This is a genomic window from Halorubrum sp. 48-1-W (genome assembly GCF_003287355.1).
In the GTDB taxonomy this organism is placed as follows: Archaea; Halobacteriota; Halobacteria; order Halobacteriales; family Haloferacaceae; genus Halorubrum.
The window spans coordinates 1-15,337 of the sequence record NZ_QMIM01000027.1 but is presented as its reverse complement, the minus strand read 5'-3'; the positions used below and the strand labels follow the sequence as shown (position 1 = coordinate 15,337).

16 protein-coding genes and 1 pseudogene are annotated in these 15,337 nt (G+C 57.1%); 8 read left to right on the top strand and 9 right to left on the bottom strand.

All coding sequences use genetic code 11. The annotated features are described in order from the left end of the window. Positions 1-28 precede the first annotated feature (28 nt). Positions 29-907: a dTDP-4-dehydrorhamnose reductase gene (rfbD, locus tag DQW50_RS12800; RefSeq protein ID WP_112079668.1), complete on the top strand. Its 879-nt coding sequence runs from the start codon at positions 29-31 to the stop codon at positions 905-907. On the opposite strand, the gene DQW50_RS12795 is transcribed toward rfbD, so the two are convergent. Genes DQW50_RS12795 through DQW50_RS12785 form a run of 3 tightly spaced genes read right to left on the bottom strand, consistent with a single transcriptional unit; the run spans position 904 to position 2,620 of the window. After that, complete coding sequence (locus tag DQW50_RS12795; protein ID WP_112079667.1) at positions 904-1,083, bottom strand: hypothetical protein; 180 nt, start codon at positions 1,081-1,083, stop codon at positions 904-906. The genes rfbD and DQW50_RS12795 overlap by 4 nt on opposite strands. A 2-nt stretch (positions 1,084-1,085) precedes the next feature. Beyond that, positions 1,086-2,159 (bottom strand): glucose-1-phosphate thymidylyltransferase, encoded by a 1,074-nt coding sequence (locus tag DQW50_RS12790; RefSeq protein WP_112079666.1) that lies wholly within the window; start codon positions 2,157-2,159, stop codon positions 1,086-1,088. Beyond that, on the bottom strand, positions 2,156-2,620 hold the full coding sequence (locus DQW50_RS12785; protein ID WP_112079665.1) for a cupin domain-containing protein: 465 nt from the start codon (positions 2,618-2,620) through the stop codon (positions 2,156-2,158). The genes DQW50_RS12790 and DQW50_RS12785 overlap by 4 nt, the downstream gene beginning before the upstream one ends. Before the next feature lie 151 nt (positions 2,621-2,771). Here DQW50_RS12785 and DQW50_RS12780 point away from each other — a divergent pair, with 151 nt between their 5' ends. After that, a complete protein-coding gene (locus tag DQW50_RS12780; protein WP_112079664.1) occupies positions 2,772-4,058 on the top strand; it encodes a glycosyltransferase in 1,287 nt (428 codons plus the stop codon). 23 nt (positions 4,059-4,081) lie between these two features. Here DQW50_RS12780 and DQW50_RS12775 read toward each other — a convergent pair whose 3' ends face one another. Both DQW50_RS12775 and DQW50_RS18740 read right to left on the bottom strand, forming a co-directional pair. Further along, positions 4,082-5,155, bottom strand: a complete 1,074-nt coding sequence (locus tag DQW50_RS12775; protein WP_112079663.1) for a glycosyltransferase family 4 protein — start codon at positions 5,153-5,155, stop codon at positions 4,082-4,084. Then, entirely contained in the window at positions 5,152-5,796 is a 645-nt protein-coding gene (locus DQW50_RS18740; protein WP_323749604.1) for a hypothetical protein, read from the bottom strand. Before DQW50_RS18740 ends, DQW50_RS12775 begins: the two co-directional genes overlap by 4 nt. A gap of 904 nt (positions 5,797-6,700) precedes the next feature. Here DQW50_RS18740 and DQW50_RS12765 point away from each other — a divergent pair. Further along, a complete protein-coding gene (locus DQW50_RS12765; protein ID WP_112079661.1) occupies positions 6,701-7,948 on the top strand; it encodes a glycosyltransferase family 39 protein in 1,248 nt (415 codons plus the stop codon). A gap of 189 nt (positions 7,949-8,137) precedes the next feature. Here the strand turns inward: DQW50_RS12765 and DQW50_RS12760 are convergent, their stop codons facing one another. After that, the gene (locus tag DQW50_RS12760; protein ID WP_112079660.1) at positions 8,138-9,250 is read right to left on the bottom strand and encodes a glycosyltransferase family 4 protein; all 1,113 of its coding nucleotides are present in this window, start codon (positions 9,248-9,250) and stop codon (positions 8,138-8,140) included. Positions 9,251-9,722: 472 nt separating this feature from the next. Here DQW50_RS12760 and DQW50_RS12755 point away from each other — a divergent pair, with 472 nt between their 5' ends. The 5 genes and pseudogenes from DQW50_RS12755 to DQW50_RS12735 all read left to right on the top strand — a co-directional run. Continuing rightward, the gene (locus DQW50_RS12755) at positions 9,723-10,946 is read left to right on the top strand and encodes an orc1/cdc6 family replication initiation protein (RefSeq protein WP_112079659.1); all 1,224 of its coding nucleotides are present in this window, start codon (positions 9,723-9,725) and stop codon (positions 10,944-10,946) included. A 422-nt stretch (positions 10,947-11,368) separates the two neighbouring features. Then, positions 11,369-11,749: a hypothetical protein gene (locus DQW50_RS18865; RefSeq protein ID WP_127341335.1), complete on the top strand. Its 381-nt coding sequence runs from the start codon at positions 11,369-11,371 to the stop codon at positions 11,747-11,749. Positions 11,750-11,782: 33 nt separating this feature from the next. After that, positions 11,783-12,286, top strand: coding sequence for a Fic family protein (locus DQW50_RS12745; RefSeq protein WP_112079657.1), 504 nt, complete (start codon positions 11,783-11,785; stop codon positions 12,284-12,286). A gap of 406 nt (positions 12,287-12,692) precedes the next feature. Then, positions 12,693-13,124 (top strand): nucleotidyltransferase domain-containing protein, encoded by a 432-nt coding sequence (locus DQW50_RS12740; protein WP_112079656.1) that lies wholly within the window; start codon positions 12,693-12,695, stop codon positions 13,122-13,124. A 201-nt stretch (positions 13,125-13,325) separates the two neighbouring features. Continuing rightward, a pseudogene (locus tag DQW50_RS12735) lies at positions 13,326-13,562 on the top strand (DUF86 domain-containing protein); the annotation flags it as partial. Positions 13,563-13,970: 408 nt separating this feature from the next. Here DQW50_RS12735 and DQW50_RS12725 read toward each other — a convergent pair. From DQW50_RS12725 to DQW50_RS12715, 3 genes are all read right to left on the bottom strand, one after another. Continuing rightward, complete coding sequence (locus DQW50_RS12725; protein WP_112079654.1) at positions 13,971-14,384, bottom strand: MarR family transcriptional regulator; 414 nt, start codon at positions 14,382-14,384, stop codon at positions 13,971-13,973. Positions 14,385-14,458: 74 nt separating this feature from the next. Beyond that, positions 14,459-14,860, bottom strand: coding sequence for a PIN domain-containing protein (locus DQW50_RS12720; protein ID WP_112079653.1), 402 nt, complete (start codon positions 14,858-14,860; stop codon positions 14,459-14,461). Beyond that, positions 14,860-15,129: an AbrB/MazE/SpoVT family DNA-binding domain-containing protein gene (locus tag DQW50_RS12715; protein WP_112079652.1), complete on the bottom strand. Its 270-nt coding sequence runs from the start codon at positions 15,127-15,129 to the stop codon at positions 14,860-14,862. The genes DQW50_RS12720 and DQW50_RS12715 overlap by 1 nt, the downstream gene beginning before the upstream one ends. Between the last annotated feature and the right edge of the window lie 208 nt (positions 15,130-15,337).

Genomic DNA, 15,337 nt, shown 5'->3' with positions numbered 1-15,337 from the left:
TAAATCACTATCCATCAGACCGGTCCGCATGCGGGTACTCGTCGTGGGCGCGAACGGGTTACTGGGTGGAAACGTCACGTCGGTCGCACTCGACCGGAGCGGGACCGTCGCGGCCGCATACCACTCGGAGGATCCGGGGTTCGACTGTCCGAGCCACCAGATCGATATTACCTCGTCGACGGAGGTAGACGATCTCGTCGACGAACTCGAGCCGGACGCGATCGTCAACTGCGCGGCGATGACGGACGTGGACGGATGTGAAACCGATCCGAAGCGTGCCTATGCGGTCAACGCAGACGGTGCCGAACACGTGGCTCGGGCCGCCGACAGGGTCGACGCCGCATTCGTCCACACTTCGACGGATTACGTCTTTGATGGTGAGGAGACAGCACCCTATTCGGAGGAGGCCAAACCTGCCCCGGAACAAGTGTACGGCGAATCGAAACTCGCGGGAGAGCGTCGCGTTCGCGAGGTTCATCCCGATCCACTGATCGCCCGCCTCTCGTTCGTGTATGGTCGTTCTCTACCAGATGGATCGATATCCGGATTTCCGTCGTGGGTTCTCGAGAGGGCACGCAAGGGGGGAGAGATCCCGTTGTTCACCGATCAACGAGTGTCTCCGTCATACGCGAAGACAACCGCCAAGTCCCTTTTAGATCTCCTCGAAAGCGGACACGGAGGAACGTTCAACGTCGCGAGTCGATCCTGTGTCACGCCCTACGAGTTCGGCGAGCTGATCGTCGAGGAGGCTGGATTCGAGGACGCAGCGCTCGCGGAGAGTTCGATGGACGATATCGACCGTGATGCTGAACGACCGCGGTACACGTGTCTCGATACGACGGCGATCGAGGAGACGCTCGATCGTCCGCAAGCGACGCTCGAAGAAGACCTCGCGGATCTGCTCTAGAGTCGGTACTGCTCTTTGTTCTCCAGGTAGAACGACCGGTCGTCTTCCGGGAGGTCATCGAACCGGAGGACGGAGTCACAGTCGTTGCCGGGACACTTCATGATCCGGTTGTCTTCGAGTTCGTTCGCGGCGACGACGGTTCCACAGTCCGGACATTCGAGGGTGATGACACGCATAATTACAGTTCGAGTTGCGAGTTCTCTCCGACCACGAGTCGACGACCTTCAGGGAGTTTCCCTTCGGCGCTCCCGATCGCGGCTCCGCGACCGATCAGGCTGTCGATGATCCGACCGCTCGTCGTGATCTCGGTATCGCCGACCACGACGCTGTTCTCGATGTGGGCGTTTCGGACCGTGGAGTTCGCGCCGATGGCGGTGTACGGGCCGACGTACGTGCCCGTTTCGACCGTCGTGTTTTCGGCTATCGACACGGGTCCGCGGACGACCGCCCCGGATTCGATCCGCGACGACTCGGCAAGGTCGACTCGTCCCTCGACCTTGGCGTCCGTGTCGATGGAACCGGCTCGCGTCGCTTCGAGGTCTTCGAGCACCAGTCGGTTCGCTTCGAGCACGTCCTCCGGTTTCCCGGTGTCCTTCCACCACCCCTCGACGACTTGGGAGTCGATCGCTCCGCCGTCGTCGAGCAGGTATTGGATCGCGTCGGTGATCTCCAACTCTCCGCGCCACGAGGGTTCGATCTCCTCGATCGCGTCGAAGATCCGTGGCGTGAACACGTAGATCCCGATGAGCGCGAGGTTCGATGGCGGATCGTCCGGCTTCTCGACGAGGTGAGTGACCCTGCCGTCCTCGTCCACGTCCGCGATCCCGAACTGCGTCGGGTTGTCGACCTCCTGGAGGGCGATCCCGGCATCGAACCCGCCGGTACGGAACCCGTCGACGACGTCGACGATCCCGCGCTTGAGCATGTTGTCGCCGAGGTAGACGACGAAGTCGTCGCCGTCGACGAACGACTCCGCACAGCCGACAGCGTGGGCGAGCCCTAAGGGTCGACCCTGGACGATGTACGTGATCTCGACGCCGAAGTCGCTCCCGTCGCCGAGGAACGACTGGATCGCCTCGCGACCCTTGTTGCCGAGGACGACGCCGATCTCGGAGATTCCGGCCTCGCGAAGGTCCTCGATCGCGTACTGGATCACCGGCTTGTTCGCGACGGGGACGAGCTGTTTCGGACCCGTGTGCGTGATGGGACGTAGGCGCGAGCCGGTCCCACCGGCGAGTAGCACGCCCTTCATGCGTGGGGCTCGGCCTCCCAGTCGAAGGGGATCTCGTCGGTGTCGTGTGGAAGTCGTTCCTCGTCCGGGTCCTCGTAGTCGTAGAGGTTCGTCGGGAAGTTCACGAGAAACGCCTGTTCGTTGCCGATTACCTTGAATCCGTGCCAGCAGTCGCCCGGGATCCGAATGACTTGCTGGTTGTGCTCGCCGATGACGAACGAGTTCACTTCACCCTGTGTCGACGAGTCATCCCGATCATCGTAGATACCGACCTTGATCCGGCCCTTCGGACAGACGAAGTGGTCGATCTGTCCGCGCGTGTGGCGGTGCCACGCTCGGATCACTCCTGGATAACTCATCGAGAAGTACGACATAGCGGGTTCGGGATCGTACTCCTCCCAATCCTTTCGGAACATTTCGACGAGGTGCCCGCGCTCGTCGGTGTTAACTTGGAGGTCACGGTTTTCGACGCCCTCGAGCATTCGTATACACTATTGATTCAGTATAATATAAGACCTGTTATCGTACCGTTTGGAATAACAGTTTGAGAGACAAAGACATAGAAACAGATCGGCTAGACTGTTTGAATCAGCATGTACAGAATATAAGTGTCCACATATTTGATGCTCACATATGGGATCGAGCAAAATTGGGTATCTAACATTCAATGAGAAGCCTTGGTCAAATCTATTAAGAAGACAGGTAATTGAAGTTATATCTGAATCTAATAAATTAACAAATAAAGATCTGATTCTTGTGTCATTTCTCCCATTCTATGAATATTTGCGTAATCGGAGCAATATTTCTGACCTAAATAAGGAGTTACAGAAAGAGGGTATACGATTTATAACTATTCCAACACCGTTTCCCATTCCAATATATACCCGTGATAGGGGGTGGATAAACAGGTGGAGGTATGATTGGATACGGATGTTAGTTGTGCTGTTGTATTCTACCCCATTCGTATTATATCTGAAATTCATTTCAGGAATTAATATATTTCACTGTCGTTCTTATCCTATATCGGTATCCGTGCTAGCGATAAAATGTATCTCTAAAGATATCAGACTAATATTCGATCCACGATCTGATTTTCCAGAGGAGAATATAACACGCCGGAATTGGTCCAAGAGGTCACTGAGTTATAAGATGTGGAAAAAATTGGAAAGACAGTTGTGTATCCACTCAGATTATGTTATAGCGATCTCAAATACCTACGATCAACATTTTAAGAAGATATACTCTGGTGTCAAAACAAAAATAATCCCAAATAATGTAAATACTAATGAATTTTCTCCGGATCAAGTTAGAGATGAGTCGATTAGAGAAAAGCATGACATCGATGAGTCTACAACTCTCGTTTGTTATTCTGGCTCCATGTATGAGAGTTTGTGGAATAACCCTGATGAATATGGCTGTGTAATAGAAAAACTGTTGGAACTAAATCGTAATCTACAATTTATGTTCCTGATACCTCCTGATTCAAACGAATTATTGCGAAAAAAATTTCATGAGTACAATATTAATGATGAACATTACATAATTGAGAATCCTAATTTTGAGCAGGTCCCTACGCTACTGTCTCAAGCGGATCTGGGATTATATATCTTAGATAACGAATCTATAAGAATTGGAACAAAATTCGTCGAATATTGTTCAGCGGGTCTCCCTACAATCGTAAATCAGAATGTAGAGGGTGCCGCAGAGATCATACGCAAGAATAATCTTGGCTGTGAAATATCACTCCATTTCAACAAAAATAATTCGTACTGTCCTCCTGAATCCCTATCAAAAGACGATTCAGAACGAATTCACGATATTATTTCCAATAGCGAGGAAATATCTGAGGATTGTAGACAATTCGCGAAAGAAAACTTTGATACTACGATCATAGCAAACAGTTATGCTAAATTATATTAATTAATTTGTTATAGATCGAGGTTCTACTCAATACTGTTTTTAATTACATCCACAATTTTTGGGCCGGTAACACGGAAACAATATTTATTTTCAACAATATTGCGGCCATTTACACCCATTGTGTTTCGTTTCTCCGGGTTATCACAAATATCAAGTAGCGAATTTACCCATTTGGCTTTTGAGTTGGCAAGATATCCATTCACACCATTATCCACGAGATCTCGATTTATACCAACTGGTGATGCAACTACAGGTTTCCATGTACCCATATATTGAATTAATTTAAATCCGCACTTTCCTCGGGTCCAAGGAGTATCATCAAGCGGCATGATCCCGACATCAATATCTCGTAAATCATCAATCTCACTCTCCTCGGACCACTCTCGCACTTCATGTGGAACGTCAGGTAATGAAACATCGCCTGAGCCAATCAGTCGGACTTCAATTTGACGCCGATCAGCGACTTGACGTAGCACATCGCTTATTTCTTCGACATAATGTGATGTCGAAGGCGAACCGATCCAGCCAATCACAAATGTATCCTCATTCTGCTCTGGAGGTTCAGCAGGATATTGATTCAAGTCAATGACAGTTGGAATGATCTCAGTTGATGGTGCGCCTGCTTGACGAGCCCTTGAAGCGAGGTATTCGTTACCTGCAATGACCATCTCTGAATTCCGCATTACGACATCAATTTTTTGCCCTAAAATAGATCTAATAAAAATATTATCAGAATGATCGTATTTATGGAATATTGCATCATCAATGTCAACAATATATGGTATGTCAATATATCCAAGCAGTTTTTCGAAGACACTCGGTAAATATGGAAAAAATTCATTTTCGAGAATAAGGATATCATACGATCTCAATCCAATCATATGTTTAAAACGACGTAGATACGACGAAATCACACGTTTCTTACTTCGATATCCTTCTTCAAACAATTCTACTAAATATTCATCCGTGAATAATGGTCGATATGAACATTTAATCCCATTCTCTTCTAAAATCGGGAAGTATTTGAGAGCTCGATAACGACTACTGGCTCCTTTCTGATCATATTTTGTCAAAAACAATGCTGATATGTTGTTCATTGTGGCACCTCTGAAAGGTTTTCAACGTCACTAATAACGGCTCTGAACTTCCCGGCGTCCGTCCGTGGGATCGATTCAAGTGTTTCGATCTCGACGTGAATATCTTCACCGACACGATCTTTGAGTTTCTTGATAGCGATCTCCGCTTGCTCGTCCGTGTATCCATCATCCGGAACGATCTGTAACAGGAATTCGTCGACGGACTCTTGAACGATCCGCGATTCGCTGACGTTCTCTGTGTACTTGAACACGTTATAGCTCAACATTGGAACCCGTCGCCCGTCTTTCGTAACAACGACCTCGTCCTGCCGGCCGATGATCTTCTCGATGATCGGCATCTCTCTTCCACAGTCACACTTCCCATACGTCGGCGGCCCACGCGCCATATCTCCGATCCGATACCGGATCAGGGGCATCGCACGGTTGTTCAACGCGGTCATGACGATCTCACCGACTTCACCCTCTGAGACAGTTTCACCGTTCTCGTCGAGGACTTCGATGATCCCGATCTCGGGGTTGACGTGCATGTGCCCGCTCGGACATTCTGTCACGATAGCTGCGCTCTCAGTAGAACCGTACTGATTGTAGACGTTGGTCGAGAGCCCCTCCTCGATGATCTCTCTGTCCTCCTCACGAAGCATTTCGGCCGTCGGGAAACAGGCGGGGATCGCGAGATCGCGATCGGTCTCGATCGCCCGCTGGGCACAGAACCGGATCGACGAGGGATACCCGTCAATGAAGTCAGGTTCGAACTCCTCGAGCTCGTCGAGATACGCGTCGACGGTTTCCTCACCGAGATGGTAGCTGGACAGTAGGAGCCGATTGTTCGCTCGGTCGTATCGACCGTACGGACCGCCCGACTGATCGGCGGGGACGATCTTGTTTCCGGTAAAGGACGCCCGCCGATCTCCGTACCGGCAACCGCCCCAGTGCCAGAATCGATTCATCGCGGACCAGTACTTGATATGGGAGAGATCGTCGTGATATGTCGTTTTCGGAGTCCCCGTCGTTCCACTCGTACTCAAGGAGATACAGTTGTCCGTGTCGACTTCACTCGATATGAGAGAGTTCGGTTCGTCTCGAAGCGTCTCGCCCTCCAAGTACGGGAGGTGTTTGAGGGCTTCCCTCGGCGTCTCTGCCGACTGAATCGGTTCGATCTCTATATCATGATAATGATCGGTAGTTCGCTTGGCGTACTTCGCGATCTCCGTGAGTTTCTCCAGTTGATACTGTTGCCAGTACTCCGCGCCGTTCCACTGGTGTCGGCGATACTTCTCCGTATACTCATGAAACCGGTCACTGTATCGGTTCCGTCTAATGTTCAACCCAAGTACGGAGATGGCGACCGACTGTAAGGGAGGCGGAGACGAGTTGTAGACCTTCCGCAAGAACGTGCTGTTCTGGACCGACATCTACTCGTCTTTGAGTCGTACCACTTATTATGATTGTGTATCCGAGCAGATCGGTGGTTGATTTGGGTGAGTACACTGATTGACGATTGAGAAAGCTACCTTTTTCACTCGTCCGATCGGACTGAAGGTTATAATGGTCGTCGCTGTGACCGTGTTCGCGTTTCTCGCGTTCATTTACATCGCTCGCCGGATCGGCGACGAACTGTATCTGAAACTCGGTCTGATCGCACTACTGGGTCACGTGGTCGTTTCCGTCGGAGTGGTCCCGAATATCCCGTATGTATGGGATTTTGGACAATTCGATCGGGCGGCACAACAGGTGGCCACGGGGACGCTTCCTAGTGGATCCACGGTTGCCTCCTTCGCAGCGGTACAGGGAGTCGTATACGCGATATTCGGACACAATGAGACGAACATCGCGATCGTTTCCGGGCTTCTCGCTGTATTGGTCCCGATCCCGATTCGATATATTACCACGGAACTGTACGACCACGTGAGTCTTGATACAGTGACGGCGTTGGTATTGTTTCTGCCGCTACCGTTTCTGATGCTGAGTCTTCCGATGCGAGATTCGACGTCAGTGTTCGTCTTTTTTAGCCTTCTCGCCCTCGCTCTCCGAGCGATACAACGAAACAACGGGGCACTCGGGATTCTCACGGTCCCCTTATGGGGAATGCTATATCTAGTCCGTCCAGAACTTGCCCTCGTTTCTCTCCTTGCCATTCTCGCGACGATCAGTATAAAGGTCATAGAAACGTTCGAACTGGAACCGTCCCTTCGATCACTGATCGTCGTTCTGGGCGCTGTCGGTGCCATAGGATTCAGCCTATTTGCTGAACTGCTCTACTCGTTTGACCGAGTGAACGCTGCCCTCTCATATCGGGCATCTGGTGGAGCTGTATACCTTGATGGAATGCAGTACAATTCCTGGTTCGACTTCCTCCTTATCGCACCAGGGCGGGCGGTCTACTTCCAGTTTACTCCGTTCCCGCTCCACATCGAGTCGATCTTTCACTTGCTTACGTTCAGTGGCACCGTCATCGCTATGATTCTCTTCGTGAGTGCTCTCCGGTCACTGTATGAATGTGACTACGATCGGACTACTGCTGTTCTCCTCATCGTCGTCTATCTCGCTGGAACTGCCGGATACGGGGCGATCAACTCCAACTTCGGAACCGGCGTTCGCCATCGAATTGTCTTCGATTTCATATTAATCATGACTGCCGCACCCGTGATCGCACGCTGGGAACTACTCGTCCGTGAGTGGCTCGGTGTAGTTCCACGTCACCGCGGCGAGCACGACGAACAACAGCGCGAAACTCAAGAACTGAATCGTCACGTGAAGGCCCGAGGAGAGTATCCGAACGATACTGGCGAGTAACCCCACACCGAGAAGTCCCACCAGCACGCGCTCGTTATCCAGCACCCGAGCCAATAGGTTCAACGCCCGCACGACCAGACTCTCTTCGGCCCACTCGACGATCTGCGCCGAGACGCGATACAGGAGGGAGTTCTTGATGACCGCTACCGGGTTCGGCCCCATACACTCGCCGTGAGGGGGAGCGGTTACTTATGGGTTGTTCTCGGCGATCGACTCGAGGCTCCGAGTCGTGCGCTCGACCGTGTCCGTCCACCGATGATCGCCCGCCGCGATCTGCTCGGACGTTTCACCCGAACCGCCGATCGCTGCGAACAGGCCGTCCGCGAGCGACTCATCTCCCCCGTCGGCGACGACGTGACCCCGATCCCCGAGCGTCGACGACACCTGATCCAGGTCGCTCATCACGATCTCCAGCCCGCTCGCCATCGCCTCCAACACCGTCCGCGGCACCCCCTCCGCCCGACTCGGCAGTACCAACACGTCCCCGCTCCGGTACACCTTCGGCATCTCGTCGTAGGGCACGTGCCCGAGGAACGTCACCGCCTCCCCGATCCCCAGCTCCGCCACCTGCGCCTCCAGGTCTCCGCGTAACGCCCCGTCGCCACACAGGTACAGCTCCGCGTCCGGGTACGCCGCCAGCACCTCCGCGAACGCCTCGACCGCGAGCCACGGCCGCTTCCCCTCCGCGAACCGCCCGACGAACAACACGACCGGCCCCTCGGCGTCGATCAGCTCGCTTTCGGCCCCCTCCGGCGTGAACCGCTCCGTGTCGATCCCGTTGGGCACGACCTCGATCCGCGAACTCACACCCAGATCCCGCACGCGCTCTCTGTCCACCTCGGTGTAACAGAACACCACGTCCGCCTGGTCGAACGTCCACCGCCCGAGCGTCCGCAGGTACACCGAAAAGAGCCGCTCCGGCGCGTTCTGGCTGTACAGCCCGTGATTGGTGATCGCCAGCGGCAGGTCGCCGAGCCGGGCTTTCAGCGCTGTGAGGTTCGTCACGAAGTAGCAGTGCGAGTGCGCGTGGATCACGTCGAAGTCGTCGCCGTCCGCGTGCCAGAGGTACCGCGCCACCGCGGGCGAGACGTCGTTCCCGAGCAGGGTCACGCCCGGCGACACCCGGAGCACGGTGTACCCGTGCGTCTCCTCGATCCGCGGCAGCGACTCGTCCGCCCGCGTCGTGAGCACGGTCACGTCGTGACCCATCGCGGCCTGGTCTCGCGACATCGCGTGGACGTGGTAGTCCCCGCCGCCCTTCGTGTCGGGGTAGAGCCACGGCGCGACCCGGAGGATTCGCATTACGCCTCCGTACCCGACGCCCGCAAACAAACGTACCGGTTCACCGCTCCCGATCCGCACCGCCCGCGTGCGGTCCGACCACCGACCGGACGGCTTCGCGGGGAGGCCGGCTCCGTCTACGACGTGTACTGCGACCAACCATGTTCGAACGACACGGACACACCACTATTTCGAGTGAAGCTCTTCGATGAGGGGGGACCTGGAGGAGCGTCTCGACGATCGCTTTGTCGAACGCGTCCTGTTCACGCGAAACGGTGGTGTGTCCCCGGGCGGAGACTACCGATCCGATCCAGTGACCATCACTACGGAGCCCGAGGGAGAGCCATCGTCGTGTGCGCGATCACGATGACGATACTGCCGCGATCGGGAACGCGACACGACACGTTCACGTGAAACGGTGGTGTGTCTATACCCCTTCACTTGAATCAATTGAAGAGGTAGTTTTATAAATTGACCTGCTGGAGTGTGCGGTATGCATCGGTTCGAACGGAAGGGGAACGTCTTCCGAAACAAGGACGCGCTGGGGGAGTCCTACCGGCCGGAGACGATCGAGGAGCGCGACGAGGAGATCGAGGAGTACATCGAGGCGCTTCAGCCGGTCGTCGACGGCTGGGAGCCGAACAACGTCTTCCTCTACGGGAACACCGGCGTCGGAAAGACGGCGGTCACCGACTACCTCCTCGGACGACTTCAACAGGACGTCGAGGCGTACGACGACGTGGACCTCTCCGTCGTCTCGTTGAACTGTAAGACGCTGAACTCCTCGTACCAGGTGGCCGTCGAACTCGTGAACGAGCTCCGCCCGGTCGGCGAGGAGATCAGCTCGACGGGATACCCACAGCAGACGGTGTTCAACAAGCTCTACCGGGAACTCGAATCCCTCGGCGGGACGGTCCTGATCGTCTTGGACGAGATCGACTCGATCGGCGACCGCGACGAGTTGTTGTACGAACTCCCGCGGGCGCGGGCGAACGGGAACCTCGAGGACGCCGCCGTGGGGCTCATCGGGATCAGCAACGACTTCACGTTTCGCGAGCAGTTGGACCCCCGCGTCCAGGACACGCTCTGTGAGCGGGAACTCCAGTTCCCGCCGTACGACGCGCCCGAACTCGAGAACATCCTCCGGTCCCGCGCCGACGTCGCGATCGTCGACGACGCGGTCGGTTCGGGCGTTCTGGAGTTCTGTTCCGCGCTCGCGGCCCGCGACAGCGGGAGCGCCCGACAGGCGCTCGATCTCCTCCGGCTCGCCGGGGAGATCGCGGAGAACGGCGACCACGACCGGATCGAACAGGGACACGTCGAACGGGCTCGCTCCCGTCTCGAACAGGAACGGGTCCAGGAGGGGATGCGGGACCTGACCACCCACGGTCGGCTCGCGCTCCTCGCGGTCGTCTCGAAGGCCGCTAAACGGGAGACGCCGTGTCGCACGCGGAAACTATACGAGGAGTACGCCACGCTCTGTGACTCGTCGGGTATCGACACGCTCTCACAGCGGTCGGTTCACAGCCATCTCTCGGACCTCCGGATGCTCGGCATCCTCTCCGCCGAGGAGAACCGGAGCGGCTCGCGAGGGAACTACTACAGCTACGAGCTGGACGTCCCCTTCGAGAGCGCGATCGAGGCGATGGAAGACGTCCTCCGACTCGACGCCGAGACGAACGCGATCCGCGAGATCGCGTCGATGAACGGGATCTGAACCCGGTCGACCGTCCGACGAGTACGCCCTGAGGACCACCCGACCGAGTACGCCCTGAGGACCATCCGACGACGTGGAGAACGCTCCGACGCCCGAACCGAAGCGTCCTCCCGACTGCGGTTCTACAGACACACCACGACTTCAAGTGAATTCGGGAGTGGCCACACCCCCACCTGAACGAACATACCGCCACCCGAACGAACATCCCACCATCTGACCGAACACACCACTTCTTCGAGTGAAGACGGCCGGAAAAACGCCCGGAAACGTGGAATCCGACGATCCCCGAGTCCGGTGAACGACCCCATCGAGGACCGACCGCCGAACGGCTTCACGCGAAGTGGTGGTGTGTGACTCCCGGGGATCGAACCCACGATATCGGACAGCGATCGATCGGTTTCACGCGAAGCGGCGGTGTGTCGGTGATACACCGGCCCGGCCCACGGCCCGCGTCGAGAACGTCGCCCGCGCCCGCGAACTCGCCGTCGACCACGAGCCCCATCGGCGTCGACGACGCGCTCGGCACCGAGGTCGACCCCGCCTACCTCGAGTGCCCCGTCGACGGCCCCTCCCACGACACCATGGCCGACGCCTCCACGTTCCGGGTGGCCACCGGCCGGGAGCCCGAGATCGACTTCGCGGAGGGCGTCGCCCGCGTCCGTGCGCCCTCCCGCGAGGCCGACGCTCCCGGGACGAACGAGACGGGACGCGACAACGTAGAAAGCGGGGCCGATCTGACCCCTTTCGGAGTCTCCAGTCGATCATCCACCCCGCGTGTCGTGAGACTCCGAGAACCACGGTGAATTAACACCCTCGAGCGAATCTCGACGGACGAGATGTGCTCGTCGACGGATCCAACGGAACCGCGAATCACGGATCTGTCGTCGATCGAGCCGGAGAACGTCAAGTTCCGAAACACTGAGTTCTTGAAGAGCGACCGGCACCGCTACGACAACCCACGCGACGTGTCGTTCCTCGAGCAACGCCGGGAGATATGGCGTGTTCGAAACGGGGACATCCGGAGAATCCTCGACGAGTTCCCGACCGATCGACCACTCGCGGAGCAGTGCGCACTCTGGATGCATGCCGTCGTCGGGAAACACTTCTTCGAGGACGCCAACCACCGCACCGCGATCGCTCTCCTCCGAAAACTCCTCCGCGACAACGGGATCGATCCTGGAGCGTGGCCGACGGAACGCATCGAGCGTGTTCGCGACGAATCTCACGACGTGCGAGGAGAGATCCCACCGATTCGTCTCGATACACTGTACGAAAAGGACGAACTGTACGAGGTATGGTATCGGTTCTTCACCGATGTGCTTCCGGACGAATACTGCTGAGTTACTCCGCGTCCTCGTCGTCGTCCGCGAGAGCGTCGTATAACTCGGCGTGTTCCTCGACGTCTTTCGCCATGTCTCGCTCGCTCTCCCAGTTCATCATACCTGAGGTAGGGCACGTACTCGTGAAAAGTGTTGCTGACGGACGGCCAGTGCTCTGGTTCGGCAAGGAGATCCCCGAAGACGGCGCGATCGGAGGTGTATCTCTGCCGTACGCACGGAGATCGACTTCGGGGGCGTCGAACGCGTCCGTGCGCCCTCACGCGGGGCCGACGCTCCCTGGACGAACGAGGCGGGACACGACCGAGATAGAACGCGTGGCCGTCCCGACTCCCGCGGTGGGGCACATCGTACCGAAACGAACCGCGTCGGCGGAATTCTTTTGTGACGATACGGCGTGTTCTCACGCATGGAACCGGGTGCCGATCGGTCGCAGGTACGCTCCGATCTCGAGGCGGTCGTCTGCGCCGATCCGGACGTCGTCTTTGCCGTCGCGTTCGGGTCACGGCTCTCGGGGACGCCGACGCACTCGTCCGATCTCGATATCGCCGTCGAGTTCAGCGCGGACCTCTCCGAGCGGGAGCGATTCGAGAAACGGTGTTTCCTGTCGGGTGACCTCCAAGCCGAGGATCGCCCGTTCGTCGACGTGTCCGATATCGGATCGCTCCCGCTGGACGTCGCACACGACGCGGTGAACGGCGAGTTCCTCTGTGGCGATGAAGTGGCCTTCGAGCGGTTCAAGAGAGACATCGAAGCGAGGTTCGACGAGCAGCGTGAGACGCTCCGCCGTCGCCAGCGGGCGGTCATCGATCGGATAGCGGAGGACGGATTACGTGGTTGACGAACGGGTCGTTGCGGTCAAGCTCGAGCAGATCGAACGGTACCACGGCGAGCTCACCGCGAAACGGGAGACGCTTTCCCGTCGGGAGTTCCTCTCGAGTACGACCGAACGACGCGCCGTCGAGCGGATGTTCGAGAACGCCAAGCGTGTGCTGACCTCGCTCAACACGTCGCCTCACGCGAGTTCGGATTCGACGGAACGACGTCCAAAGGCGCGATTCGAGTGCTTGCTCGTGAGGGAGTCATCGACGAAGGGACGGCCGGGACGCTCGTCGCCGCGATCGGCTTTCGGAACGTGCTCGCACACGAGTACGGGCATGTCAACTACGACGAGGTGTATGAAACCCTCCAAACGGGCCTCTCCGTGTACGACACGTATAGTCAAACAGGTCGCACGGTGGATGAAGAAGACGAGCTGAATACGCCCATCGATAGGTGATCCCACGGCGGTATAACGCGAGATTCACTGACTTCTGTCGGTCAACTCGAAGGGAACGCCAGCGCGAAACGTGCGGTGGTGTGGTACGACGAGATCGACGCGAACCTCCCCCTGACGACTCCATTCGGACGGGATCGCGAGGTGAACGTCTGGGCGCTGGAGAACGGTTCTTCTTCGATAACGTCCCTCCGCGTACACGATAGCAACTCCACGACACCCTGGCCGACGCCTCCACGTTCCGGGTGGCCACCGGCTGGGAGCCCGAGATCGACTTCGCGGAGGGGCGTCGAACACGTCCGTACGCCCTCCCGCGAGGCTGACGCTCCCGGGACAAGATAGGCGGGACGTGACACGAGGTAGAAAGCGAAACGGTTTCGAACTGCTCCGTGGCTTTCGGTCGACTGCCGGTTACTCATCCGACCCGTCCATCTCGTTCTCTAGCGCGTCCAGCTCCGCATCGAGTTCCTCGTCAGTCCGACCGTCACCGATCCGCCTCTCGGGTGTCTCGGGAGTGGTCTCCTCGTCGCGGTGGTGACCGAACAGCCGATGTGTTTGGTCGAGACTGGAGACGTACCGTCGGACGTCGTCGCGGTCACCGAGGGCGTGGTAGTAGCCGTCGTCGGTTTTCCCCAGATAGCCGTCGTCGTAGAGACGTTTGAGCGTGGTCGTGGCGGTTCCCCGAGGGATGTCGAGGGCCTCCGTGACGTCCTTGGGAGAGTATCCCCACTCGGGGTGCTGATAGAGGTATTCCACGATATCCGACTTCGTGGTCCCCGGCCGAAGGGCGAGTTCGGGGTCGTGGTCCTCGAGGAGTACTGGCATTGTGTATTCGAATGTAGTTGATTGTGTCAGAAAACCGTTTCGGTCAGGGTACACAGCAAGGATCGCTGAGCCGCTCACACACCGTCTTCGCGAAATCGCGTCACCGTCACGTCGACGTCGTCGAAATCGTCGTCAGCACCCGTGTAGGCTGTCGCCCCCTCCATCGTTGCTGTGGCTAGCGTGAAGGCGTCTCCGAGTGCGACGTCGTAGTCGCGTTTGTACTCGGCGGCCGATTCCCAGACGTCTTCGGCGGTAACGACGTCGCACCAGTTTCGAATCCGAGTGACGTACGCCTGCGCCGTCTGCGGGTCGTCTCGTCCGCAGACGTACCGCACTTCGGTACACGTCACTGTATTCACTGCCCCCTTCAGCCGGCCGCCTTCTACGCGGTCGATGATCGCTTCGACGGCATCACTCCCGGGCTCGTCCCAGTAATAGGCGATCAGCGGTTCCGCATCGAACACGACGTGGTCCATCAGTCGTCCCGCTCGAGGCGTTGACTTCGCTCCTCGTCGACCGCCCGCTCCTCACGAAGGATGGCCGTCCCGCGCGTTGCCGTGGTTGCTGCGCCACGGAAGTCTTGGAGGCTGGGGAGCGGTTCGACGACGATCTCTCCCTGCTCGTTTTCGTGGATTCGGACCCTGCTTCCCGGTTCGATTCCGTGCTTCTCCCGGAGTTCTTTCGGGATCGTCGCCTGACCTTTCTGACTCAAGCTCACGATTCGACCCCCGTTAGTTGTACTCATTATAGTACTACTTTTCAATGTATTACCTTGAACCTTTTGTCAGTCATGGTTTGAGTCTCACTGCTGTGGCGGTTGCGCGCGTCAAGTCACGCGCTGCGAGCGGGAACTCCGGTTCCCGCCGTACGACGCGCCCGAACTCGAGAACGTCCTCCGGTCCCGCGCCGACGTCGCGATCGTCGACGACGCGGTCGGTTCGGGCGTTCTGGAG